The organism is Enterobacter sp. N18-03635, assembly GCF_004006055.1.
Taxonomy (GTDB): Bacteria; Pseudomonadota; Gammaproteobacteria; order Enterobacterales; family Enterobacteriaceae; genus Enterobacter; species Enterobacter vonholyi.
Genome location: NZ_CP034769.1, coordinates 272,087 through 297,606 on the forward strand (window position 1 = coordinate 272,087; position 25,520 = coordinate 297,606).

23 protein-coding genes are annotated in these 25,520 nt (G+C 56.1%); 15 read left to right on the top strand and 8 right to left on the bottom strand.

Annotation, left to right across the window (positions count from 1 at the left end):
• The first annotated feature begins 4 nt into the window (after positions 1 to 4).
• Both ELK40_RS01985 and ELK40_RS01990 read left to right on the top strand, forming a co-directional pair.
• Entirely contained in the window at positions 5 to 1,231 is a 1,227-nt protein-coding gene (locus ELK40_RS01985; protein WP_127729229.1) for an RtcB family protein, read from the top strand.
• Between the two features lie 4 nt (positions 1,232 to 1,235).
• Positions 1,236 to 2,024 carry a nucleotidyltransferase domain-containing protein gene (locus tag ELK40_RS01990; protein WP_115876950.1) on the top strand — a complete coding sequence of 263 codons (789 nt, stop codon included), beginning with the start codon at positions 1,236 to 1,238 and terminating at the stop codon, positions 2,022 to 2,024.
• A 41-nt stretch (positions 2,025 to 2,065) separates the two neighbouring features.
• On the opposite strand, the gene lysC is transcribed toward ELK40_RS01990, so the two are convergent.
• A complete protein-coding gene (gene lysC, locus ELK40_RS01995; protein ID WP_111965816.1) occupies positions 2,066 to 3,415 on the bottom strand; it encodes a lysine-sensitive aspartokinase 3 in 1,350 nt (449 codons plus the stop codon).
• Positions 3,416 to 3,789: 374 nt separating this feature from the next.
• Here lysC and pgi point away from each other — a divergent pair, with 374 nt between their 5' ends.
• The 6 genes from pgi to psiE all read left to right on the top strand — a co-directional run bounded on the left by pgi (position 3,790) and on the right by psiE (position 10,185).
• Entirely contained in the window at positions 3,790 to 5,439 is a 1,650-nt protein-coding gene (gene pgi / locus ELK40_RS02000) for a glucose-6-phosphate isomerase (protein ID WP_127729231.1), read from the top strand.
• 367 nt (positions 5,440 to 5,806) lie between these two features.
• A complete protein-coding gene (gene yjbE / locus ELK40_RS02005) occupies positions 5,807 to 6,049 on the top strand; it encodes an exopolysaccharide production protein YjbE (RefSeq protein ID WP_008503423.1) in 243 nt (80 codons plus the stop codon).
• 63 nt (positions 6,050 to 6,112) lie between these two features.
• The gene (locus tag ELK40_RS02010) at positions 6,113 to 6,751 is read left to right on the top strand and encodes a YjbF family lipoprotein (protein ID WP_127729233.1); all 639 of its coding nucleotides are present in this window, start codon (positions 6,113 to 6,115) and stop codon (positions 6,749 to 6,751) included.
• Complete coding sequence (locus tag ELK40_RS02015; protein WP_127729235.1) at positions 6,748 to 7,485, top strand: capsule biosynthesis GfcC D2 domain-containing protein; 738 nt, start codon at positions 6,748 to 6,750, stop codon at positions 7,483 to 7,485. Before ELK40_RS02010 ends, ELK40_RS02015 begins: the two co-directional genes overlap by 4 nt.
• Positions 7,485 to 9,581 carry a YjbH domain-containing protein gene (locus tag ELK40_RS02020; RefSeq protein WP_115876946.1) on the top strand — a complete coding sequence of 699 codons (2,097 nt, stop codon included), beginning with the start codon at positions 7,485 to 7,487 and terminating at the stop codon, positions 9,579 to 9,581. Before ELK40_RS02015 ends, ELK40_RS02020 begins: the two co-directional genes overlap by 1 nt.
• Positions 9,582 to 9,774: 193 nt before the next feature.
• Complete coding sequence (gene psiE, locus ELK40_RS02025) at positions 9,775 to 10,185, top strand: phosphate-starvation-inducible protein PsiE (RefSeq protein WP_000202963.1); 411 nt, start codon at positions 9,775 to 9,777, stop codon at positions 10,183 to 10,185.
• Positions 10,186 to 10,282: 97 nt separating this feature from the next.
• Here psiE and malG read toward each other — a convergent pair whose 3' ends face one another.
• The 3 genes from malG to malE form a co-directional block, all read right to left on the bottom strand.
• On the bottom strand, positions 10,283 to 11,173 hold the full coding sequence (gene malG / locus ELK40_RS02030) for a maltose ABC transporter permease MalG (RefSeq protein WP_023310002.1): 891 nt from the start codon (positions 11,171 to 11,173) through the stop codon (positions 10,283 to 10,285).
• Between the two features lie 14 nt (positions 11,174 to 11,187).
• Positions 11,188 to 12,732 carry a maltose ABC transporter permease MalF gene (malF, locus tag ELK40_RS02035; protein WP_127729237.1) on the bottom strand — a complete coding sequence of 515 codons (1,545 nt, stop codon included), beginning with the start codon at positions 12,730 to 12,732 and terminating at the stop codon, positions 11,188 to 11,190.
• A 125-nt stretch (positions 12,733 to 12,857) separates the two neighbouring features.
• Entirely contained in the window at positions 12,858 to 14,048 is a 1,191-nt protein-coding gene (gene malE, locus ELK40_RS02040) for a maltose/maltodextrin ABC transporter substrate-binding protein MalE (protein WP_164850612.1), read from the bottom strand.
• 370 nt (positions 14,049 to 14,418) lie between these two features.
• Between malE and malK the strand changes: the two genes are divergently transcribed.
• The 5 genes from malK to ubiA all read left to right on the top strand — a co-directional run bounded on the left by malK (position 14,419) and on the right by ubiA (position 19,556).
• Complete coding sequence (gene malK / locus ELK40_RS02045; protein WP_023310005.1) at positions 14,419 to 15,528, top strand: maltose/maltodextrin ABC transporter ATP-binding protein MalK; 1,110 nt, start codon at positions 14,419 to 14,421, stop codon at positions 15,526 to 15,528.
• A gap of 71 nt (positions 15,529 to 15,599) precedes the next feature.
• Positions 15,600 to 16,925, top strand: coding sequence for a maltoporin (locus ELK40_RS02050; RefSeq protein ID WP_047173657.1), 1,326 nt, complete (start codon positions 15,600 to 15,602; stop codon positions 16,923 to 16,925).
• A gap of 111 nt (positions 16,926 to 17,036) precedes the next feature.
• Positions 17,037 to 17,996 (top strand): maltose operon protein MalM, encoded by a 960-nt coding sequence (gene malM, locus ELK40_RS02055; protein WP_127732716.1) that lies wholly within the window; start codon positions 17,037 to 17,039, stop codon positions 17,994 to 17,996.
• 180 nt (positions 17,997 to 18,176) lie between these two features.
• Entirely contained in the window at positions 18,177 to 18,674 is a 498-nt protein-coding gene (ubiC, locus tag ELK40_RS02060) for a chorismate lyase (protein ID WP_021242729.1), read from the top strand.
• A 12-nt stretch (positions 18,675 to 18,686) separates the two neighbouring features.
• Positions 18,687 to 19,556 carry a 4-hydroxybenzoate octaprenyltransferase gene (gene ubiA, locus ELK40_RS02065; RefSeq protein WP_111965826.1) on the top strand — a complete coding sequence of 290 codons (870 nt, stop codon included), beginning with the start codon at positions 18,687 to 18,689 and terminating at the stop codon, positions 19,554 to 19,556.
• 87 nt (positions 19,557 to 19,643) lie between these two features.
• On the opposite strand, the gene zntA is transcribed toward ubiA, so the two are convergent.
• A complete protein-coding gene (gene zntA, locus ELK40_RS02070; RefSeq protein ID WP_127729241.1) occupies positions 19,644 to 21,815 on the bottom strand; it encodes a Zn(II)/Cd(II)/Pb(II) translocating P-type ATPase ZntA in 2,172 nt (723 codons plus the stop codon).
• Positions 21,816 to 21,891: 76 nt separating this feature from the next.
• The gene (locus ELK40_RS02075; protein WP_024906687.1) at positions 21,892 to 22,518 is read right to left on the bottom strand and encodes a lysoplasmalogenase; all 627 of its coding nucleotides are present in this window, start codon (positions 22,516 to 22,518) and stop codon (positions 21,892 to 21,894) included.
• A gap of 129 nt (positions 22,519 to 22,647) precedes the next feature.
• On the opposite strand from ELK40_RS02075, the gene ELK40_RS02080 reads away from it, so the two are divergent.
• Entirely contained in the window at positions 22,648 to 23,004 is a 357-nt protein-coding gene (locus ELK40_RS02080; RefSeq protein WP_127729243.1) for a DUF2500 domain-containing protein, read from the top strand.
• 60 nt (positions 23,005 to 23,064) lie between these two features.
• Here the strand turns inward: ELK40_RS02080 and ELK40_RS02085 are convergent, their stop codons facing one another.
• Together ELK40_RS02085 and rsmD are read right to left on the bottom strand one after the other, a co-directional pair.
• Positions 23,065 to 23,346: a DUF1145 family protein gene (locus tag ELK40_RS02085; protein WP_023310013.1), complete on the bottom strand. Its 282-nt coding sequence runs from the start codon at positions 23,344 to 23,346 to the stop codon at positions 23,065 to 23,067.
• Positions 23,330 to 23,932: a 16S rRNA (guanine(966)-N(2))-methyltransferase gene (rsmD, locus tag ELK40_RS02090; RefSeq protein ID WP_023310014.1), complete on the bottom strand. Its 603-nt coding sequence runs from the start codon at positions 23,930 to 23,932 to the stop codon at positions 23,330 to 23,332. The genes ELK40_RS02085 and rsmD overlap by 17 nt, the downstream gene beginning before the upstream one ends.
• Positions 23,933 to 24,059: 127 nt before the next feature.
• On the opposite strand from rsmD, the gene ftsY reads away from it, so the two are divergent.
• A complete protein-coding gene (gene ftsY / locus ELK40_RS02095; protein WP_127729246.1) occupies positions 24,060 to 25,520 on the top strand; it encodes a signal recognition particle-docking protein FtsY in 1,461 nt (486 codons plus the stop codon).

Genomic DNA, 25,520 nt, shown 5'->3' on the forward strand with positions numbered 1-25,520 from the left:
CGCAATGCAACAGAATGATTTTGAATTACTGACGGCGTCAAACGGCGCCCCGATCAAAATGTGGACTCACGGCGTTCCCGTGGAGCCAGAGGCACAGGCGCAGTTACTGAATACTGCAAAGATGCCGTTTATTTTCAAACACCTTGCGGTGATGCCCGACGTTCATCTCGGTAAAGGCTCAACCATCGGCAGCGTGATTCCGACCAAAGGGGCAATTATTCCTGCGGCGGTTGGCGTGGATATTGGCTGCGGGATGATTGCCGTTCGCACGTCGCTGGTGGCCGGTGATTTGCCGGATAATCTCAGCGGTTTACGTAGCGCCATTGAACAGGCAGTACCGCATGGGAGAACCAATACGCGTTCTCGACGGGATAAAGGCGCGTGGGAAACGCCACCGAAAGAAGTGGACGATCGCTGGTTGGTGTTGGCCCCACGTTTTAAACAACTCACGGATAAATACCCGCAGTTGCGGAAAACCAACAACTACCAGCATCTGGGCACGCTGGGTACCGGAAACCACTTTATTGAAATTTGCCTCGGTGAGCAGCAGCGCGTCTGGGTGATGTTGCACAGCGGCTCGCGCGGCGTAGGAAACGCCATCGGTAATGTGTTTATCGCCCTGGCACAGCAGGATATGCAGCATCACCTGGGACATCTGCCGGATAAAAATCTGGCCTATTTTCAGGAGGGGAGTCGTCACTATGAGGACTACATTGAGGCGGTGGAGTGGGCGCAGGATTTTGCCCGCCACAATCGGGAAGTGATGATGTCGCGCGTGCTGGCGGCGCTCTCTCGCGAAGTGACAAAGCCCTTTATTACGCAGCAGGAGGCGGTTAACTGCCATCACAACTATGTGCAGAAAGAGCATCACTTTGGGGAAGAGGTACTGATCACGCGCAAAGGTGCGGTGTCGGCGCAGAAAGGGCAGATGGGGATTATTCCGGGCTCAATGGGCGCAAAGAGCTTCATCGTGCGTGGCCTCGGCAACGAGCAAAGCTTCTGTTCCTGCAGCCACGGCGCCGGGCGAGTGATGAGCCGAACGGCGGCAAAAAAACGCTATACCCTTAGCGACCATATTCAGGCGACCTCTCACGTAGAGTGTCGCAAAGACAATGAGGTGATCGATGAAACGCCGATGGCCTATAAAGACATTGACGCCGTGATGGCCGCGCAATCGTCGCTGGTGGAGATCGTTCACACCCTGCGTCAGGTAGTGTGTGTAAAAGGATAAAAAAATGAGCAACAACGATGTTGATAGCGCGATGCGCGCACGTGTCTGCGCGCAACTTCGCGATATAGAGCAGCGCTATAACGTGCGCGTGCTCTACGCCTGTGAATCGGGCAGCCGGGGATGGGGATTTGCCTCACCGGATAGCGATTATGATGTGCGGTTTTTGTACGTTCACCACCCAGAATGGTATCTGCGCGTCGAATCCCAGCGGGATGTGATCGAGCTGCCGATAGATGATGAACTGGACGTTTGTGGCTGGGAATGGCGCAAGGCACTGGGCCTGCTGAAGGGGGCAAACCCGACGCTTATCGAGTGGCTGGATTCCCCTGTTGTTTATCAGGAGGATGAGACGGTAGTGGCCGAGTTGCGTGCGCTGATACCTGCGTGGTTTTCGCCATTGCGCGCCCGCTGGCATTATTACTCAATGGCCCGAAAAAACTTCCGTGGATATTTACAGGGGGAAACGGTTCGGCTGAAAAAGTACTTTTATGTTCTGCGACCTTTGCTGGCGGCGCGGTGGGTAGAAGCGGGGAAAGGCGTTCCACCGATGCGTTTTGCCGAACTGCTTGCCGGGAGCGAACTGTGTGCGCCGTTACGTGCGGAAATCGATGCATTGCTGGAAATAAAACAGCGCGCAGGTGAAGCGGAATATGGTCCTAAACGGCCCTTACTCCACGCTTTTTTGCAAAGTGAGCTGGTGAGAGGAGAAGTGCCGCCGGTACTACCCGACAGCAGAGAAGGAAATTTAAAAGATCTGGATTCGCTGCTGATGAGAACAGTAATGAAAAGCTAAAGAATGGCCCGGTAGTGAAAACGCCCGGGCCACTCTTGCGCTTATTCAAACAAATTCTGATGAAGTTTCTGCACGACCTGCTCGGCCTGATCGGCTGGCACCAGGAAGCAGAGGTTATAGCTGGACGCACCGTAGCAAATCATGCGGATGTTGAACGGGTCGAGCACGCCAAATACCTCTTTGCCCACGCCGCAGGCGCGCGACAGCTTGTTGCCGATGATGGCAACCAGCGCCAGGTCTTCTTCCACTTCCACGCGGCACAGCTCAGACAGCTCAATCAGCAGCGACTGCGTCAGCAGGGTGTCACCCGTTGAGGTTGAACCGGTGGTGTCCAGCGTCAGCGCAATGCTCACTTCCGAGGTGGTGATCAGATCCACGGAGATGTTGTGGCGTGCCAGAATGCCAAACACTTCCGCCAGGAAACCGCGGGAGTGCAGCATATTGTGACTGTGGAGCGTCACCAGCGTCTGGCGACGGCGCAGGGCAAGGGCGCGGAACAGCGGTGGGTTTTCCGTTTTCTTGCAGACCAGCGTCCCGCCGGCTTTTGGATCTTTACTGGAGCCGACGAAGACCGGGATATCGCTGCGTACGGCAGGCAGCAGCGTGGCCGGGTGAAGCACTTTCGCGCCGAAGGTGGCCATTTCCGCCGCTTCTTCAAAGGCGATCACATCAATACGTTTCGCCGCGGAAACGACGCGCGGGTCGGTGGTGTAAATGCCCGGAACGTCAGTCCAGATATCCACGCGCGTGGCATGCAGGGCCTCGCCCAGTAGCGCTGCGGTGTAGTCGCTGCCGCCACGGCCAAGCGTGGTGGTGCGGCCCTTCGCTTCGCTGCCGATAAAGCCCTGTGTGACCACGATGCCGTCTGCCAGACGCGGGGCCAGCTGCTGATTGGTCAGTTCCGCCAGCGCCTCAACGTCCGGCTCGGCGCGGCCAAAGCGGTCGCTGGTACGCATGATTTTGCGCACGTCAAACCACTGCGCCTGAACGTTACGCTCGCGCATGATTTCAACAAACAGCAGGGTGGACATCAGCTCACCGTGGCTGACCAGCTCGTCGGTCAGGGCGGTGGAGGTTGCCAGAGAAGCCGCTTCTGCCAGGGTAGTGATATTTTCCAGCAAACGTTCCACTTCCTCGCGGATGACGTTAGGGTTCTGCAGACGTTCAAGAATGTCGAACTGAATTTTGCGCAGTGCATCCAGCTTCACGAAACGTTCTGTCGCTTCCAGTCCTTCAGACAGAGAAACCAGCAGGTTCGTCACGCCGGCGGAGGCAGACAGCACCACCAGGCGGGTATTCGGATCGGCCAGCACCACATCGGCGCTGCGGTTCATGGCATCGTAATCGGCCACACTGGTGCCGCCAAATTTGGCGACCACAAAACTCGTCATAACAACCTCGTGTCAGGGAATGAATAAGCGACCTTGGCACAAGAGTGAAACGAAAACAGGTGCAGGCGCAAAATACGGCCCTATAAATAAAATGCGGGGGAGGTCCTGTCAATGCTGGGATTATGCGGATTTTTTATGGGGGGGTACCCCTGAGAAACAGGACTTATAACAGGGCCAGATTTTATGCTCCGTTTTAGGGCGTTTTGACCGACATTTATCCGCTCCGGGAGGGCGCTTCAGCAACTATACTTTTCGGGTCTTTTCACCTGTGTTTGATGCAGGCCAGGGCAATGGCATAAAAACCATCACAATTTTTATTTGCAGGCGCTACAATCGACCGCAGTCACAATTCTCAAATCAGAAGAGTATTGCTAATGAAAAACATCAACCCAACGCAGACCGCTGCCTGGCAGGCACTCCAGAAACATTATGATGAAATGAAAGACGTCACCATCGCGGATCTTTTCGCGAAAGATGCCGATCGTTTCAGCAAGTTCTCCGCGACCTTCGACGACCTGATGCTGGTGGATTTCTCTAAAAACCGCATTACCGAAGAGACGCTGGCAAAACTGCAGGATCTGGCGAAAGAGACTGAGCTTGCAGACGCCATCAAATCCATGTTCTCCGGCGAGAAGATCAACCGCACCGAAGATCGTGCCGTGCTGCACGTGGCCCTGCGTAACCGTAGCAATACGCCAATCATCGTTGACGGCAAAGACGTCATGCCGGAAGTGAACGCGGTGCTGGAAAAGATGAAAGCGTTCTCCGAAGCGATTATCTCCGGTAGCTGGAAAGGCTACACCGGCAAACCGATCACCGACGTGGTTAACATCGGTATCGGCGGTTCTGACCTCGGCCCGTTCATGGTGACCGAAGCGCTGCGTCCGTATAAAAACCACCTCAACATGCACTTTGTGTCTAACGTCGATGGTACCCACATCGCCGAAGTGCTGAAGAACGTGAACCCGGAAACCACCCTGTTCCTGGTTGCGTCTAAAACCTTTACCACTCAGGAAACCATGACCAACGCCCACAGCGCGCGCGACTGGTTCCTGAAAACCGCTGGCGACAACAAGCACGTGGCGAAACACTTCGCGGCGCTTTCTACCAACGGTAAAGCCGTCAGCGAGTTCGGTATCGACACCGCGAACATGTTCGAGTTCTGGGACTGGGTTGGCGGCCGCTACTCCCTGTGGTCTGCGATTGGCCTGTCCATCATCCTGTCCGTGGGCTTCGACAACTTCGTTGAGCTGCTCTCCGGCGCGCACGCGATGGACAAACACTTCTCCACCACCGCGCCTGAGAAAAACCTGCCGGTGCTGCTGGCGCTGATCGGGATCTGGTACAACAACTTCTTCGGCGCTGAAACCGAAGCGATCCTGCCGTACGACCAGTACATGCACCGCTTTGCGGCTTACTTCCAGCAGGGCAACATGGAATCCAACGGTAAGTACGTTGACCGTAACGGCAACGCGGTGGACTACCAGACTGGTCCAATTATCTGGGGCGAGCCGGGCACTAACGGTCAGCATGCTTTCTACCAGCTCATTCACCAGGGCACCAAAATGGTACCGTGCGATTTCATCGCTCCTGCTATCACCCATAACCCGCTGTCCGACCACCATCCGAAGCTGCTGTCCAACTTCTTCGCCCAGACCGAAGCGCTGGCGTTCGGTAAATCCCGCGAGGTGGTTGAGCAGGAATACCGTGACCAGGGTAAAGATCCGGCAACGCTGGACCACGTGGTGCCGTTCAAGGTGTTTGAAGGCAACCGTCCAACCAACTCCATCCTGCTGCGCGAAATCACGCCGTTCAGCCTGGGCGCGCTGATTGCCCTGTACGAGCACAAAATCTTCACGCAGGGCGCGATCCTGAACATCTTCACCTTTGACCAGTGGGGCGTTGAGCTGGGCAAACAGCTGGCAAACCGTATTCTGCCAGAGCTGGGTGACGATAAAGCGATTACCAGCCATGACAGCTCGACCAATGGGTTGATCAACCGTTATAAAGCATGGCGTGCGTAATTAAAACGACATGAAAACGTGCCGGCTTAATGCCGGCATTTTTTTATCGGATAATTCCTGATGTCTGTTAGTTAACTCAAATTGTGGATCTGAGTTTAATCCGAAAAAGACGCTTAACCCGTTAATTGCTGCGGTTTATTTTAAGAAAATACGCAGAAGTCAGATAATGTAAATATATTATAAGTATTTGTTTTGTAGTTCTTTTGTATTTTTTTTATTTGTCTTTCATTTCCATTTTAACCATTATTCCGAAAACCCGCTCCCTATTTCCCCTTACGGCAAACCCACGGCATGAGTTGTGTATACTCGATTCCGCCTGAAATTCTTTTCGGGCAAATCTCCATTCATTCATTGAAGGGAAATTGTTATGAAGAAAGTACTGTATGGCATTTTTGCCATATCTGCGCTTGCGGCGACATCTGTTTATGCAGCTCCGGTTCAGGTCGGGGAAGCGGCAGGGTCGGCTGCGACGTCTGCGTCTGCGGGAAGTTCTACCGCAGCCAGCGCCAGCACCGTAAGTTCAGCCGTGGGTGTCGCGCTGGCGGCAACCGGTGGCGGTGATGGCTCCAACACCGGAACCACGACCACCACGACAACCAGCACCCAGTAATAGCGGGTGTTTTAATCATAACCACACTTCGGTGTGGTTATTTCGCCCCTTCGGAGAAGAGTCGTGAAGCGACCTGCAATCATTCTGATTTGCCTGCTGCTGCAGGCGTGCTCGGCCACCACTAAAGGGCTGGGTAATTCACTGTGGGAAAGCATGTTCGGCACGCCGGGCGTGCATCTGACCGATGACGAACTTCAGAACATGCCTTATGCCAGTCAGTACATGCAGCTTAACGATGGCCCTCAGCTGTTTGTGGTGCTCGCTTTCGATGAAAACGGGCAGCAGAAATGGGTGACGCAGGATCAGGCCACCATCGTGACGCAGCATGGCCGTATCGTGAAAACCCTGCTGGGCGGCGACAACCTGCTGGAGGTGAATAATCTCGCCGACGACCCGCTGATCAAGCCGAACCAGATCGTCGACGGCGCAGGCTGGACGCGCACGATGGGCTGGACTGAACACAAGCAGGTGCGTTACGCCACGGCACGCTCGACCTTCCGCTGGGACGGCACCGACAGCGTGAAGGTCGGCAGCGACGAAACGCAGGTTCGCGTGCTGGATGAAGAGGTCATTACCGACCAGGCCACCTGGCACAACCGCTTCTGGATCGACGAGGAAGGGCAGATCCGCCAGTCATTACAGTATCTTGGTGCCGGATTCTTCCCGGTCAAAACCACCCTGATCAAGGCGGCGAAATCATGAAAACGCTCATTCACGCTGCGCTTATCGCCAGTTTTGCCGCGCCGCTGGCATGGTCCGCCGGGACTGTGAAGGTCTACACGCCGGACAGTGAAAAACCTAAAACCTTAACCAACGCCGAACATCTGCTCGATCTCGTCGGACAGCCAAGGCTTGCCAACAGCTGGTGGCCAGGCGCGGTCATCGCTGAACGGCAGAAGACCGTTGAAGCGGAACAGCAGCACAAGGCGCTTCTTGCCAGACTAACGGGACTCGCGGAACAAGAAGACGGCGACGACGCGGCGGCGATTAATAGCGTTCGCCAGCAGCTGCAGGCGCTGAAGGTGACGGGCCGACAGAACGTCAATCTTGACCCGGATGACGTGCGGGTCACGGAAAACGGCAACCCGGCGCTGGAAGGGGACTACACGCTCTGGCTTCCGGCGAAGCCGACGACGGTGACCGTGATGGGGCTGATCGGCAGCCCGGGTAACAAGCCCTTTACCCCCGGTCGTGACGTGGCGAGTTATCTCGACGAGCAGAGTCGGCTGAGCGGCGCGGATAACAGCTACGCCTGGGTGATTTACCCCGACGGCCACACGCAAAAAGCCCCCGTTGCTTACTGGAATAAACGTCATATCGAACCCATGCCGGGCAGCATTATTTTTGTCGGTTTTGCCGACTATTTCTGGACGAAGGCGTATGACGGGCTTAACGCCGATATCCTTCACTCCCTGATTCAGCGGATACCGGAATAATGAAAAGAACCTATCTCTACAGCATGCTGGCGCTCTGCGTGAGTGCCGCCTGCCATGCAGAAACGTATCCGGCACCCATTGGCCCGTCTCAGTCAGACTTCGGCGGCGTCGGTTTACTGCAAACGCCCACCGCGCGTATGGCGCGCGAAGGGGAAATAAGCCTTAACTACCGTGATAACGACCAGTATCGCTACTACTCGGGGTCAGTGCAGCTGTTCCCGTGGCTTGAAACCACGCTGCGCTATACCGACGTGCGGACGAAACAATACAGCAGCGTCGAGGCGTTCTCAGGCGATCAGACCTACAAAGATAAAGCCTTCGACGTCAAGCTGCGCCTGTGGGAAGAGAGCTACTGGATGCCGCAGGTCTCCGTGGGCGCCAAAGATATCGGCGGTACCGGCCTGTTTGATGCGGAATACATCGTGGCCAGCAAGGCCTGGGGGCCGTTCGACTTCTCGCTTGGCCTGGGATGGGGCTATCTCGGCACCAGCGGAAACGTGAAAAACCCGTTTTGCTCCTACAGCGATAAATACTGCTACCGCGATAACAGCTATAAGAAAGCGGGCTCCATCAACGGGGATCAGATGTTCCACGGTCCGGCATCGCTGTTTGGCGGTGTGGAGTATCAAACCCCATGGCAGCCGTTACGCCTGAAGCTGGAGTACGAGGGGAATGATTACTCGCAGGACTTCGCCGGGAAGATTGAGCAGAAGAGCAAGTTTAACGTCGGCGCAATTTATCGCGTCACCGACTGGGCCGACGTTAACCTCAGCTACGAGCGCGGCAATACGGTGATGTTCGGCTTCACGCTGCGCACCAACTTTAACGACATGCGGCCGCACTACAACGACAACGCGCGGCCTGCATACCAGCCGGAACCGCAGGATGCGATTCTGCAGCACTCCGTGGTGGCAAACCAGCTGACGCTGCTGAAATACAATGCCGGCCTGGCGGATCCGAAAATTCAGGTGAAAGGCGATACGCTTTACGTCACCGGCGAGCAGGTGAAATACCGCGACTCGCGGGAAGGGATCGAGCGCGCCAACCGGATCATCATGAACGATCTGCCAGAGGGGATCCGCACGATCCGCGTGACCGAGAATCGTCTCAACCTGCCGCAGGTGACGACGGAAACGGATGTTGCCAGCCTTAAGCGCCACCTCGAAGGCGAGCCGCTGGGACATGAAACCGAGCTGGTGCAAAAACGCGTTGAGCCGATCGTCCCAGAAACCACAGAGCAGGGCTGGTATATCGACAAGTCGCGCTTCGATTTCCATATCGATCCGGTGCTGAACCAGTCCGTCGGTGGGCCGGAAAACTTCTACATGTATCAGCTGGGCGTCATGGCGACGGCGGATCTGTGGCTGACCGACCATCTGCTGACCACCGGCAGCCTGTTCGGCAACATCGCCAATAACTATGACAAGTTCAACTACACCAACCCGCCAAAAGACTCGTCGCTGCCGCGCGTGCGTACCCGCGTGCGTGAGTACGTGCAGAACGATGCTTACGTGAACAACCTGCAGGCCAACTACTTCCAGTACTTCGGCAACGGCTTCTACGGCCAGGTGTACGGCGGGTATCTGGAAACCATGTACGGCGGCGCGGGGGCGGAAGTGCTTTATCGTCCTGTCGACAGCAACTGGGCGTTCGGGATTGATGCTAACTATGTTAAACAGCGTGACTGGCGCAGCGCGCAGGACATGATGAAGTTCACCGACTACAGCGTCAAAACCGGTCACCTGACCGCCTACTGGACGCCGTCGTTCGCGCCTGACGTGCTGGTGAAAGCCAGCGTAGGCCAGTATCTGGCGGGCGATAAGGGCGGTACGCTGGACATCTCCAAACACTTCGATAGCGGCGTCGTGGTGGGCGGCTACGCCACCATTACCAACGTCTCGCCGGACGAATACGGGGAAGGGGACTTCACCAAGGGAGTCTATGTGTCGATTCCGCTGGATCTGTTCTCGTCAGGCCCAACCCGCAGCCGTGCAGCGGTTGGCTGGACGCCGCTGACGCGCGACGGCGGCCAGCAGCTTGGACGTAAGTTCCAGCTGTACGACATGACCAGCGATAAGAACATTAACTTCCGCTGATGCCCCTCACCCTAACCCTCTCCCCAAAGGGGAGAGGGGATCGCTCGGTGCTGTCTTTTCCCCCTCGCCCCTTTGGGGAGAGGGCCGGGGTGAGGGGAATCCTCTCCGGTGCGCTAAACATAAACAAAAAATATAGATCTCCGTCACATTTTTGCGTTATACAGAAACCTCGCCCTGGAGAATGAGGTGCTGTATGACATCCCTGACTCGCCCGCGCGTTGAGTTTATCTCAACTATCCTCCAGACCGTGCTGAACCTCGGTCTGTTGAGCCTTGGCCTGATACTGGTCGTCTTTTTGGGTAAAGAGACGGTGCATCTGGCGGATGTGCTGTTTGCCCCTGAACAAACCAGCAAATATGCGCTGGTGGAAGGCCTGGTGGTCTACTTTCTCTACTTTGAATTTATCGCCCTGATTGTGAAGTATTTTCAGTCCGGCTTTCACTTCCCACTACGTTATTTTGTCTACATTGGGATCACCGCCATTGTGCGGCTGATCATCGTCGATCATAAATCCCCGCTCGACGTGCTGATCTACTCGGCGGCGATCCTGCTGCTGGTGATCACCCTCTGGCTGTGCAATTCGAAGCGGCTGAAACGGGAATAAAAAAATGGCGCTCCGAAGAGCGCCTAACAACAGTCACAAGTTGGGTCAATACAATACGTCTAAAGTTGAGGGTTGCAGTGGCATAACAAAATGAAACTTAACCTTTCACACCGCCCGCCGTCAGGCCGTTCACCAGCCAGCGCTGCGCCAGCAGGAACACCACGGTAATCGGGATGGCAGAGAGTACGGCCGCCGCGGCAAAGTCGCCCCACAGGTAGTTTTGCGGGTTGAGGTATTGCTGCATACCCACGGCCAGGGTGTAGCTGTTCACATCACGCAGTAACAGTGAGGCAACCGGTACTTCAGTGATCGCAGCGATAAACGACAGGATAAACACCACCGCCAGAATCGGCACCGACAGCGGCAGCAGCACCAGGCGGAACGCCTGCCACGGGGTAGCCCCATCCAGCGCGGCGGCTTCTTCCAGCGAGCCGTCGATAGTTTCGAAATAGCCTTTAATGGTCCACACATGCAGTGCGATACCGCCAAGGTAGGCGAAGATCACGCCGCCGTGGGTGTTCAGGCCGATAAACGGGACGTACTGGCCCAGGCGGTCAAACAGGGCATACAGCGCCACCAGCGACAGCACCGCCGGGAACATCTGGAAAATCAGCATCCCTTTCAGCAGCGTCGCTTTGCCCGGGAAACGCATACGGGCAAAGGCGTAGGCGCAGGTGGTGGAAAGTGCCACGATACCAATGGCGGTAATGCCTGCGATTTTCACCGAGTTCCACAGCCACAGCAGCACCGGGAACGGCGGCGGCGTGACGCGGCCATCCGCGTGTTCCACGCTAAAGCCCAGCGCGAGCTTCCAGTGCTCCCAGGAGATTTCGTCCGGGATCAGGCTTCCTGTCGCGAAGTTACCCGAACGCAGGGAGATGGCGATAACCATCAGCAGCGGGAACATGATCGCCGCGATGAAAATCAGCAGGCCTAAGTGCGTCGCCAGGAGGCGCAGTTTCTGAGATTTGGGTTGTACCATTGCCATGATCGATGCCCTCCTTAGTCAAATTTCATACGTGTAGCTTTCAGGTTCACAATCGCCAGTGCGCCTACCAGCAGGAAGATCAGGGTGGCAATCGCTGCCGCCAGACCGAAGTCCTGGCCGCCGCCGCCTTCGAAGGCGATACGGTAGGTGTAGCTCACGAGCAGGTCGGTATAGCCTGCCGGCGTCGTAGTGCCGAGGCGGTCCGGGCCGCCGTTGGTCAACAGCTGAATCAGCACGAAGTTGTTAAAGTTAAAGGCGAAGCTGGCAATCATCTGCGGGGTGAGCGGCTTGATGAGCAGCGGCAGCGTAATCTTAAAGAAGTTCTGGAACGGGCCCGCGCCGTCCATTGCCGAAGCTTCGTACAGGTCATCCGGGATGGCCTTCAGCAGCCCCATGCACAGGATCATCATGTACGGATAACCCAGCCAGGTATTCACGATGATGATCATCGAGCGAGCGGTGGTCGGGTCGCTGAACCAGGCCGGTTTGATGCCGAACAGGGCGCTCAGCATCATGTTGATTTCACCGAAGCTCTGGTTAAACAGCCCTTTGAAAATCAGAATCGAGATAAACGACGGCACGGCATACGGCAGAATCAGCAGCACGCGGTAGATCGCTTTGCCCTTCAGGGATTCCCACTGGACAAGACAGGCCAGAACCATTCCCACGGCAACGGTCAGTATCACCGTCAGCACCGAGAAGACCACCGTCCAGACAAAGATGGCGAAGAAGGGTTTCTGAATGCCTTCGTCGGTAAACACGCGGGTAAAGTTGTCCCAGCCGATGGTGACTGTGTAGCCCGGGCTGAGCTTGTCATCACCCCATTTGCCGTCGGCAGTAATGGACTGATAGAAACCAATGTCGTTATTCGGACGGTACTTCACGCCGCTCTGGTTGTTGGTCAGCGTGCCGTCATCCGCCAGGGTATAGAGCGGTTGGGTGCCGGAGAACTGGCGCAGCGAGCTCATGGTCACTTTGCTTTCATCTGGCAGCACGGCGGTGAGCTGGGTCAGCGCCTGGCGGTTCTGGGTAATGACGCGCAGGTTGGCACGTTCACCTTCCGGCAGGGCCTCGGCCTCTTTTAAGGCCAGCTTCTGCTCGCCGCCAAATTTGAACGCGTCGGAAACGTAGTATTTGCCGCTTGCTTCGTCAGTAAGCGCTAACTTCCACTCGTTCCCCGCAGGATAGAGGCCGAAGTTAAAGGTCTTGCCTGCCTGATATGAGCGATCCAGCAGGACCTGCTGCGCGCGTTCCTGCGCAAGCTGATTGGTGCTGCTGTAGTTGGTGAACGCAATGGCGATGGTGCAAATCAGCGGGAACAGGACAAACAGCCCCATCCCGGCCACGCCCGGGTAGACATAGCGCCAGGCATAGGCTTTACGGTTGGCGAAAATATACAGGCCAGCAGAGCTTAAAATCAGCGTCATGATGGCGAACAGATATTCCCCTTGTACGTACATTAAAACAACAAGGTAACCCACCAGCAGACACAGCAGACCTATCGCTGACCACTTCAGCGCGTCGCTTTGCCACCAGCGTTTCTTTTTAATGACATCCATGGGGTTTTTCCTCTACAACGTTTGATCTTTTCTCCCTCTCCTGGGGGAGAGGGCCGGGGTGAGGGCGTGCGAATAGCGACAACCCTCACCCTAACCCTCTCCCAAAGGGAGAGGGGACTACGTCATTACTTAGTAATACGACCCTGAGCATCTTTCAGCGCGGCATCAACGGTCTGGCGACCGCTTGCAGCGTTGATGACCGCGGTACGGGTGGCGTACCAGAACGCAGCCATCTGTGGGATGTTCGGCATGATTTCGCCTTTCTGGGCGTTATCCATGGTAGCCGCGATACGTGGGTCTTTCGCCAGCTGATCCTGGAAGGATTTCAGCGCAACGGCGCCCAGCGGTTTGTCCTTGTTCACTTCATCCAGACCCTGATCGGTCAGCAGGTAGTTTTCCAGGAACTCTTTCGCCAGCTCTTTGTTCGGGCTGGCAGCGTTGATACCCGCGCTCAGCACGCCAACGAACGGTTTAGACGGCTTGCCTTTGAAGGTTGGCAGCAGCGTCACGCCGTAGCTGATTTTGCTCTTATCGATGTTGGTCCAGGCCCACGGACCGTTGATGGTCATCGCGGTTTCGCCTTTGTTGAACGCCGCTTCCGCGATGGAGTAATCGGTATCCGCGTTCATGTGTTTGTTCTTGATCAGGTCAACCAGGAAGCTCAGGCCCGCTTTCGCGCCCGCGCTGTCGACGCCCACGTCTTTTACGTCGTATTTGCCGTTTTCAAACTTGAACGCGTAACCGCCGTCGGCAGCAATCAGCGGCCAGGTGAAGTACGGCTCTTGCAGGTTGAACATCAGGGCAGATTTACCTTTCGCCTTCAGCTCTTTATCCAGTTTCGGGATCTCTTCCCAGGTTTTCGGCGGGTTAGGTACCAGGTCTTTGTTATAAATCAGAGACAGGGCTTCAACCGCGACAGGATAAGCGATCAGCTTGCCGTTATAGCGAACAGCGTCCCAGGTGAACGGGAACAGTTTGTCCTGGAAAGCTTTGTCCGGGGTGACTTCAGCCAGCAGGCCAGACTGCGCGTAACCACCGAAACGGTCATGCGCCCAGAAGATGATGTCCGGGCCGTCGCCGGTTGCCGCAACCTGCGGGAATTTCTCTTCCAGTTTGTCCGGGTGTTCTACGGTAACTTTGATGCCGGTGTCTTTCTCGAATTTTTTGCCCACTTCGGCCAGGCCGTTATAGCCTTTGTCGCCGTTAATCCAGATAACCAGTTTGCCTTCTTCAATTTTGGCGAGCGCCGGTGCGGAAATCATCATTGCTGCGAGGGCGGACAATGCGAAAACGCGTGCGCCAGTCTTGATATTCATATCTGCCATCCTTTTTGGTGATGTCTCATGGTATGACTTCAGTGGTTCAACGTGTCTCAGTCTCCTTATTTGACATCCTCTTTCCATCCTCCCAACCCCTACGCCCCACCCCCCGTTTGTGTGATCTCCGTTGCATAAATTTAAGTTATGAGTGCTGGCGCACATAAAAACCCACCGAATTTTGCAGGCGGCTTCACGAATTTTGCCTCAGCCCTCCCACGGCGGTCGCAGAGCCTGCTCTCTCATCCTCCCGCCTCCTCCCCCATAAAAAAGGCGGGGGGTGGAGGATTCGGGAAAGTAATGGATACCCCATAGTGAACTTATCTTGAATGTTTCTGTCGGTGACAGGTTGTAACGAAGGGAGAAGGGCATGGCGAGCGTACAGCTGCGTAATGTAACGAAAGCCTGGGGTGACGTTGTGGTGTCGAAAGACATCAATCTGGACATCAACGAAGGCGAATTCGTGGTGTTTGTTGGCCCATCAGGCTGTGGTAAATCTACTCTGCTGCGTATGATTGCCGGTCTTGAAACCATCACCAGCGGCGACCTGCTGATTGGTGATACCCGAATGAATGACATCCCGCCTGCCGAACGTGGCGTAGGCATGGTGTTCCAGTCTTATGCACTCTATCCCCATCTTTCCGTTGCCGAGAACATGTCCTTTGGCCTGAAGCTGGCCGGAGCGAAGAAAGAGGTCATTAACCAGCGCGTGACGCAGGTAGCTGAAGTACTACAGCTGGCGCACCTGCTGGAGCGAAAGCCGAAAGCGCTTTCCGGCGGTCAGCGTCAGCGCGTGGCGATTGGCCGTACCCTGGTCGCCGAGCCGCGCGTCTTCCTGCTCGATGAACCGCTTTCCAACCTGGATGCCGCCCTGCGCGTCCAGATGCGTATCGAAATCTCCCGTCTGCACAAGCGTCTTGGCCGCACGATGATTTACGTCACACACGATCAGGTCGAAGCGATGACCCTCGCCGACAAAATCGTGGTGCTGGATGCCGGTCGCGTGGCGCAGGTGGGTAAACCGCTGGAGCTGTATCACTACCCGGCAGACCGCTTTGTTGCGGGCTTCATTGGCTCGCCAAAGATGAACTTCCTGCCCGTCAAAGTGACCGCGACAGCCATTGAACAGGTACAGGTGGAGCTGCCAAACCGCCAGCAGGTCTGGTTGCCGGTCGACAGCGCCAACGTACAGGTCGGGGCAAACATGTCCCTCGGTATTCGCCCTGAGCATCTGCTGCCGAGCCACATCGCTGATGTGACCCTGGAAGGTGACGTTCAGGTCGTCGAACAGCTTGGTCACGAAACACAGATTCATATCCAGATCCCCGCCATCCGTCAGAACCTGGTCTACCGCCAGAATGACGTGGTGTTGGTAGAAGAGGGTGCCACATTCGCTATCGGCTTGCCGCCAGAGCGTTGCCATCTGTTCCGTGAGGATGGCACTGCATGTCGTCGGTTGCATAAAGAGCCAGGCGTTTAAGCAATCCCAAAAGAAGACACGAAACCGACAGGTGAAGTGTTCAAAGAAAAGCAATGATCTCAGGAGATAGAATGATGATTACTCTGCGCAAACAAGTCCCTCTGGCAATCGCCATTGCGGCAGGCATCCTGTCTGCCCAGGCGGGTGCTGTAGATTTTAAAGGTTATGCTCGTTCTGGCATCGGCTGGACCGGGAGTGGTGGTGAACAACAATGTTTCCAGACCACCGGTGCGGATTCTAAATATCGTCTTGGTAACGAGTGTGAAACCTATGCGGAAGTTAAATTAGGCCAGGAAGTGTGGAAAGAAGCGGACAAGAGCTTCTATTTCGATTCCAACATCGCCTATAAAACTGCTCAGCTTAACGACTGGGAAGACAGTAACACGCCAGCAGTGCGTGAGTTTAACGTCGTAGGTAAAAACCTGATTGATTCACTGCCAGGGGCAAATATTTGGGCAGGTAAGCGTTTCTATCAACGTCATGACGTTCACATGATCGACTTCTACTACTGGGATATTTCTGGTCCTGGTGCAGGTCTGGAAAACGTTGATGTCGGTATAGGTAAACTCTCTCTCGCAGCAACTCGTTCTTCTGAATCCGGCGGCTCCTCGGCTTTTGGCGATCGCGATCCGAATACCGGTCTGCGTACCTATAACAACAAAGTGCCAAACGACGTGTTTGATGCGCGTTTAGCCGGTATGGAAATTAACCCGGGCGGTACTCTGGAACTGGGTGTTGACTACGGCCATACCAACATTCCTGACGATTACTACCTGCAGCCTGGTGCATCGAAAGATGGCTGGATGTTCACTGCAGAACACACCCAGAGCATGATGAAAGGCTTCAACAAGTTTGTGGTGCAGTACGCCACCGACTCCATGATTTCTCAGGGTAAAGGTCAGGCGCGTGGGGGGGCTGTTGATAATGACGGCAGCCTGATCCGTATCCTCGACCACGGTGCGATCACGCTGGCGGATAAATGGGACCTGATGTACGTCGGTATGTATCAGGATATCGATCGTGACAACAATCAAGGTACCACCTGGTACACCGTGGGCGTGCGTCCAATGTACAAATGGACGCCTATCATGAGCACCTTGCTGGAAGTGGGATATGACAACGTCAAATCTCAGCAAACCGGCGATCGTAACGACCAATACAAAATCACTCTGGCACAACAGTGGCAGGCGGGTGACAGCATCTGGTCCCGTCCAGCGATTCGCGTGTTTGCTACCTACGCCAAGTGGGATGAGAAATGGGGTTACGTGAAGACCGACTCTGAGGGTAACTTCTCTTCCACTGCTGCAAGCAACAGCACTGTAACTCCGTTCGGTACGACCAGCCGTGGTGACAGCGATGAGTGGACCTTCGGCGCTCAGATGGAAATCTGGTGGTAATTTTAGACGTTAATGTATTTAAAAGAGGGGCTTAGGCCCCTCTAACTCATAACGCATTTCTCGGAAAGTATGCGCTATTGCCTGGCTACCATGCTTTCGAATAATGAGGTCATAACGATGAAAAAAAGTCTCTTAGCACTCTGTCTGACGGCGGGCATGTTTGCTGCATTACCAGCAGTGAGCTTGGCTGATGTCAATATCGTTCCGCAGAACACGACTGCTGCGCCTGCGATCCCCTCTGCCACACTGCAAAGTCTGAACTGGGTGCCCGTGAATGTGGCACAAACCCAGACCATCGAGTTGGGGAATACAGGACAGACCCTGAATGTACCGGGAATTTCAGGACCGGTTGCTGCATGGAGTGTCCCTGCAAATGTGGGTGAGTTAACGTTAACGCTTGTCAGTGAAGCCGACAAAACACCCTCTGTATTTGCACCAAACGTGTTAGTGCTTGATCAAAACATGTCGCCTTCAGCTTTTTTCCCAAGCAGTTATTTTACCTATCAGAAACCCGGCGTCATGTCGGCTGACCGCCTTGAGGGCATACTGAAACTGACACCCGCTTTAGGCCAGCAAAAGATTTATATACTCGCGTTTACTACGCCCGAAGATCTGCAGCGCACCACCAAAATGATTGATCCGGCAAAATCCTATGCTCAGGGGGCGGGTAACGCTATTCCTGATATTCCTGATCCGGTCGCACGCCATGTGACGAACGGTACGCTAAAACTCAAAGTTCAAACAAACACCAGCTCCAGTATTCTGGTCGGTCCGTTATTCGGATCCTCTGGCCCTGCTGCTGTCACCGTTGGCAACACTGCGGCACCTGCACCTGCCTATACCGCATCCGCTGCCACGGCAGCCGCACCGGTAGCGACTGCAGCGCCTGCCCCGGCGAAGAAAGCCGAGCCGGTACTGAACGACACCGAAGAGTACTTCAACAACGCCATTAAGCAGGCGGTGAAGCGCGGCGATGTCGATAAGGCACTGAAGCTGCTTGATGAAGCCGAACGTTTAGGTTCAACCACTGCCCGTTCCACCTTTATCAGCAGTGTAAAAGGCAAGGGGTAACCGTTTCCCCACAGTGCTGATTTGTTAGTAGTTTGGTGCGCCTGAGTGGGCGCACTTTTTTTCGTATCGGCCAGGCTGTTGCGCCCATGTTGCGATCGTGATCGTTAAATAACGTTTGGCCCCCCTCAATCCGTGTTTCTGCGATACAATGCCATTACGTTATGTATCGGAGAGTCTGGCATGTCACACCCTGCGCTAACGCAACTGCGTGCGCTGCGCTATTTCGACCAAATACCTGCGCTTGATCCGCAGCAGCTGGACTGGTTGCTGCTGGAAGATTCCATGACGAAACGTTTTGAGCAACAGGGTAAAACGGTCACGGTGACCCTGATTCAGGAAGGGTTTGTCTCTGGCGATGAGATCGCCAACGAGCTGCCGCTGCTGCCGCACGAGCCACGTTACTGGCTGCGCGAAATTTTGCTCTGTGCCGATGGCGAGCCGTGGCTTGCCGGACGGACGGTAGTGCCCGAGTCCACCCTTTCCGGGCCAGAGCTGGCACTGCAACGTCTGGGGAAAACGCCTCTGGGGCGTTACCTTTTCACCTCGTCTGAGCTTACCCGGGATTTTATTGAGATTGGTCGTGATGCTGAACTGTGGGGGCGTCGTTCCCGCCTTCGCCTGAGCGGTAAACCGTTAATACTGACGGAGCTTTTTTTACCGGCATCACCGTTGTACTAAGAGGAAGAAAAAATGGAGTGGAGCCTGACGCAGAATAAGCTGTTGGCGTATCACCGCTTAATGCGTACCGATAAACCCATTGGCGCGTTGCTGCTGCTGTGGCCGACCCTCTGGGCGCTGTGGCTTGCCACGCCGGGCGTGCCGCCGCTGTGGATCCTGGGCGTGTTCGTTGCCGGCGTCTGGCTGATGCGCGCGGCGGGCTGCGTGGTGAATGATTATGCCGATCGTAAATTCGACGGTCATGTTAAGCGTACTGCCGGTCGTCCGTTACCCAGCGGGCAGGTCACCGGGAAAGAAGCCCGCGTGCTGTTTATTGTTCTGGTGCTGCTCTCTTTCCTGCTGGTGTTAACCCTGAACACCATGACCATTTTGCTTTCCGTTGCGGCGCTGGCCCTGGCCTGGGTTTATCCATTTATGAAGCGCTATACCCACCTGCCTCAGGTGGTGCTGGGCGCGGCGTTTGGCTGGTCGATTCCGATGGCGTTTGCGGCGGTTAGTGAGTCCTTACCGCTCAGCTGCTGGCTGATGTTCCTGGCGAACATTCTCTGGGCGGTGGCTTACGACACGCAATATGCAATGGTAGACCGCGACGATGACCTGAAAATCGGCATCAAATCCACCGCCATCCTCTTTGGTCGTCACGACAAGCTGATTATCGGTATCCTGCAGGTCGCGGTATTGGCGCTGATGGTGGCGATTGGCCGCCTGAACGGGCTGAACTGGGAGTTTTACTGGTCCGTGCTGGTGGCGGGGCTGCTGTTTGCTTATCAGCAGAAGCTGATCGCTAAGCGTGAACGTGATGCCTGCTTCAAGGCGTTTATGAACAATAACTACGTCGGTCTGGTGCTGTTTTTAGGCCTGGCGATGAGCTATTTCTTATAAAGAAGTCGGGTGGCGGCTTCGTCTTACCCGATCCACGATCTGGCAGGAAATGTAGGCCCGGTAGCGTTAGCGCCACCGGGCGTTTTTTTACCGGCGACGCAGCAGCCGAAGCGCGTTCGCCGTCACCAGCACCGTTGCCCCGGTATCCGCCAGCACCGCCAGCCACAGTCCGGTCATGCCGAGCAGGGTCGTCACCAGGAAAATCCCCTTCAGCCCGAGCGCGATGCCGATGTTCTGACGGATATTGGCCCGCGTCGCGCGCGCAAGATCGATCATCTGGGCCAGCCCGGTCAGGCGGTTGTGGGTCAGCGCCGCGTCGGCGGTCTCCAGCGCCACGTCGGTACCGCTACCCATCGCAATACCAATGGTGGACGCTTTCATCGCCGGGGCATCGTTAATCCCGTCACCGACCATCGCCAGCGGAGCCTGAGCGTTCAGTTCCGTCACCGCGCTGACCTTATCCGCAGGCAGCAATCCGGCTTTAAACGCCAGCCCTAGCTCACCGGCAATCGCTGCCGCCGCGCGAGGGTTATCACCGGTGAGAATCACGCCCTTCACGCCCAGCTGATGCAGCGCCGCCACGGCTTCTTTTGCGTCATCGCGCAGGGTGTCGCGTAGCGCCAGCATCCCTTTTGCGGTACCGTCCTGCATGACGGTCACGACCGTCTGTCCGGTCTGTTCTAACGTCTCCACCTCTGGAGTAGAAGACTTGCCAGCCGCGACAATCAGCACCTTTTTACCGTCAACGGTGGCCTCAATCCCTGACCCTACCAGCGCCCGCTGGGCGGTTGCCGGAGGTATGTTTAGTCCGCGCGACTGCGTTTCACGCACAATCGCCTGCGCCAGCGGGTGGGTGGAGCCCTGTTCAACGGCGGCGGCCAGGGTCAGCAGTTCATCCTCACTGATATCCTGCGGATACACGCCGGTCACCTGCGGCTTGCCCACGGTCAGCGTACCGGTTTTATCAAAGGCGATATGCTGGACCTGGCTGAGCTGCTCCAGCGCCGCGCCGCCCTTAATCAGCGCCCCGCGACGCGCCGCAGCCGCCAGCCCGGACGTAATCGCCGCCGGGGTGGAAATCACCAGCGCGCACGGGCAGCCGATCAGAAGCAGCGTCAGCCCTTTATAAATCCAGCCCTCCCACGGCGCGCCAAAGAACAGCGGTGGGACGACGGTGACCAGCAGGGCAACCAGCATAATGGCGGGCGTGTAGATCCGGCTGAAGCGATCGATAAAGCGTTCGACCGGCGCGCGGCGCTCCTCAGCCTCTTCAATCAGCTTCAGGATACGGTCGATGGCGCTGTCGCCTGGCTCGGAAAGCACGGTGAGCTGTACCAGACGATCGACGCTGGTGGCGCCTGCAGGCACTTTTTCACCCGCCTCACGTTCAACCGGAATGGACTCGCCGGTCAGGGCGCTTTCATCAAAGCTTGCGGTGGCGGTAAGCAGCGCGCCGTCTGCAGGCAGGCGTCCGCCTGCCGCGACTTCTATCACGTCGCCCGGACGCAGCGTAGTGATGGCGACCGTTTCACGCGTACCGTTTACCACGCGAATGGCTGTTTCCGGCTTCAGCGCCATCAGCGCGCTGACCCCTTTACGCGCCCGGCTCGCCGCCCAGCCCTCAAGACGTTCGCCGATTAAGAACAGCAGCAGCACCATCGCCGCTTCTGCCGTCGCGCCAATGAACAGCGCGCCGATGGCCGCCACGCTCATCAGCGTTTCGATGGCAAACCAGCTGCCGCTTTTCATCAGGCGCAGCGCCTGACGGGCAATCGGGAACAGACCGACCAGGGTGGTGGCGATAAACGCCAGATTGCCGAACGGGTGGTTAATCTGCTCCAGACCCCAGCTCAGGGACATCATGATGATGAGGGTAATGAGCGGCAGGTTTTCTTTCAGGGAGGAGACTTTTTCAACGGGCGCCGTTTCGCTGCGCAGGGTATAACCCGCCTTGCTGACGGCGGCTTCAACCTGCTTGCTGACGTCGTTATCGGCGCTAACCAGCAGCTTTTCGGTGGCGAACAGCACCTGAACGTGACTCACGCCCGGCACCTGTTTGACGGCGTTTTCCACTTTGCGCGCGCAGGCGGCGCAGTCCATGCCGTTGACGACCCAGCTGTAGCGGTTGCCGCTTTCAGGAAGGGGTTGAGTTTGCGTTTCGCACGCGCCTTCGCAGCAGCAGTCGTCTTTCGACGGAGCCGGGCTGAGCTTAAGTGCCGAGAATTGAGGAACTTTTTTAGGTATTTCTGGAGTCGACATGGCAGTCTCCGGCAATGATAATTTTCTCATTAACCGCAGCATACACTCTGGAGTCGACTCCAGAGTCAAGCGCTATTTAGATATACAGCGAACGCACAATAAGGAAATGCCCGGCAAAGTAACAGGCGGCGGCAATCGCGTTATCCGCCCGGAAGCGGCGGCGATAGTGGCTGCCCAGCCAGACGACGTTACCTATCAGCAGCAGTGCGGCGCCGAAGAACGCTGACATCGCCGGAGCGGTCGGACGGAAGAACCACAGTTCACCTGCCAGCCATACCATTACCAGCGTCATGGCGATAAACGTACAAACCGGCAAACGCATCTCTTCCAGACGCGACCAGATCACCGCGATCAGCAGGGCGCCAATCACCAGCAGGACCAGCGGCAGCGGCCAGAAGAAAGAGAGCGTCATCTGGCTGGCGAAGTAGATGGTATACAGCAGATGCGACAGGAAAAATGCCCCTACGGCATACAGCAGGCGCTGGCGCGGCAGCAGGGTCAGGGCATCGCCAATCAGAGAGGCGCACAGCCCGGCGAGCACCAGATAGCTGACGGCGTTAAACATTGGCGCTTGCCAGGCCAGCAGCAGCAGGAGCAGCAGCGTGACCGGTTTAAACAACCAGCGCTGCCAGGTGGGACCACGGTACGACGCATCGACATAAAGCCATGCGGAAAAACAGACAGCGATAAATGACCAAAGCATATTAACTCCCTGTATCTGTTAAGCCTGAATAATCAGTTTCTGATCCAGTGTAGTGACGCGGGCGGGCGTTTGGCAATGGTGGGGAAGGCAAGGTATCCTGAATTCCGCATAATCTGATGGGATTTTTCAATGAGCAAGATGCCGCTTTTTTTCATTATCGTGGTGGCGATTATCGTCATTGCCGCCTCGTTTCGTTTCGTGCAGCAGCGCCGCGAGAAGGCGGATAACGATGCCGCACCGCTGATGCAAAAGCGCGTGGTGGTGACGAACAAACGCGAAAAACCGCTCAATGACCGCCGCTCGCGCCAGCAGCAGGTGACGCCTGCAGGAACCAGCATGCGCTATGAAGCGAGCTTTAAGCCGGAAACGGGCGGCCTTGAGATGACCTTCCGCCTGGAGGCGCAGCAGTATCATCAGCTGACGGTAGGGGAGAAAGGGACGTTGAGCTACAAAGGTTCGCGATTCGAAGGTTTTACGCCTGAATAAGGCGCGATTGGTACCCTCTCCCTGTGGGAGAGGGTAAAGGTGAGGGCATCAGGCCGCACCTTACTTCTTCACCTGCGCCTTAAATTTATTCATCCACACCAGCAGCTCAAACACGCCGAAAATAAAGACGCGCAGCTGCTGCCAGCCCGTCATCTGCGGGCCGTCTTTCGGCAGGCCGTTTTTCAGCATCACCATCTGCAGGGCGTGCATAAACGACGTGAAAATCAGCGCCACGTTAACGAAAATGTTCATCGGGCGCGGGAACGGGTGCACCAGATTCAGAATCAAGAACGCCCAGACGCCCAGCATCAGCAAGCGTCCCAGGTTAATCAGTACCGGCATCGGATCCTCCTTGTGCCTGACGGTGATAAAGACGATAAGCAACCTGACCTGCCACTTTTTCACGGTGCAGATCCCAGTGGGCGGGAACCGGCGGTAAACCGTTTTCCACTTCGCTTTCAACATAAATTAGCGCGTCATCCGCCAGCCAGCCGTTTTGCTCCAGCAGGGATAACGTCTCTTCAAGCAGCCCCTTGCGGAACGGCGGGTCGACAAACACCACGTTATGCGGCGTGCCCTTTTGCGCGAGGAAGCTCAGCGTGTTGGTGTTCACCACTTTGGCGTTGCTCGCCTTCAGCGTCGCCAGATTTTGCTGCAGCGTCTGCGCAACGCCGCGCTCCATCTCCAGCAGCGTGGCGCTGGCGGCATAGCGCGACAGCGCTTCCAGCCCGAGGGCGCCGCTTCCGGCGAAGCAGTCCAGGCAGTGGGCGTCTACCATAGACGGAGCCAGCCAGTTAAACAGCGTCTCGCGCACGCGGTCGGTAGTTGGGCGTAAACCGGGGCTGTCCGGCACCGGTAATTTCCGGCCTCGCCACTGACCGCCGATAATACGAATTTGACCGGCCGGGGCGCGGTTGGGTTTCTTCATCTCAGGAAAGCTCTGTTAACAATTGGCCTGCGATTGCGGGCGGTGATGTCAATTAAGTAAAGTGTTAGACTATTTCATCATTTTTTTAGCTTCCATGTATATAGCGCCGCGAGGAGTGTAGTCGCAGATGGCAAAACAAAAAAAACGTGGCTTCTTTTCCTGGCTGGGCTTCGGTGAAAAAGAGCAAGAAACAGAACAGAAAACCGAAGAGCAACAAGCCGTTGAAGAGCAGTCACAGCCTGAAACGCCTGTAGAAACCGCCGCGGTTGTCGAAGCGGAAGAAACGGCGCACAGCAAAGAAGAGATTGAAACCTTTGCTGAAGAGGTGGTTGAGATCACTGAACAGGTTCAGGAGAGCGAGAAGCCAGAACCGGTTGTCGTCGAAGCCGTTACCGAAGCGCCACAGGCCGCTATCGAACACGAAGAGCTTCCGCTGCCGGAAGAGGTCAAAGACGAAGCGGTGTCTGCCGAAGAGTGGCAGGCCGAAGCGGAAACCGTTGAAACCGTTGAGGCTGTGGAAGAAGAAGCGACGCTTGAGCCAGAGCTGACCGACGAAGAGCTGGAAGCCCAGGCGCTGGCGGCGGAGGCAGCTGAAGAAGCGGTCATCGTTGTGCCGGTAGAAGAGCAGGCCGAAGACGAGATCGTTCAGGAGCAGGAAAAACCGACCAAAGAAGGTTTCTTCGCGCGCCTGAAGCGCAGCCTGCTTAAAACTAAAGAAAACTTAGGTTCCGGATTTATCAGTCTGTTCCGCGGCAAAAAGATCGACGACGATCTGTTTGAAGAGCTGGAAGAACAGCTGCTGATTGCTGACGTTGGGGTAGAAACTACCCGTAAGATCATCGCCAATCTGACCGAAGGGGCGAGCCGCAAACAGCTGCGCGACGCCGAAGCGCTGTACGGTCTGCTGAAAGACGAGATGGGTGAAATTCTCGCAAAAGTTGACGAACCGCTTAATATTGAAGGCAAAACGCCATTTGTTATTCTGATGGTCGGCGTGAACGGCGTGGGTAAAACCACCACCATCGGCAAGCTGGCGCGCCAGTTCGAGCAGCAGGGCAAATCGGTGATGCTGGCGGCGGGCGATACCTTCCGTGCAGCGGCGGTTGAGCAGCTGCAGGTGTGGGGCCAGCGCAACAACATTCCGGTGATTGCCCAGCATACCGGCGCGGATTCCGCGTCCGTGATCTTTGACGCCATCCAGGCGGCGAAGGCGCGCAACGTGGACGTGCTGATTGCCGATACCGCAGGGCGTTTGCAGAACAAATCGCACCTGATGGAAGAATTGAAGAAAATCGTTCGCGTCATGAAGAAGCTGGACGAAGACGCACCGCATGAAATTATGCTGACCATTGATGCCAGCACCGGACAGAACGCCATCAGCCAGGCAAAACTGTTCCATGAAGCGGTAGGACTGACGGGGATCACGCTGACCAAACTGGACGGCACCGCGAAAGGCGGGGTGATTTTCTCCGTGGCTGACCAGTTCGGCATTCCTATCCGTTATATCGGTGTGGGCGAGCGTATTGAGGATTTACGTCCGTTTAAGGCGGACGACTTTATTGAGGCATTATTTGCCCGAGAGGACTAA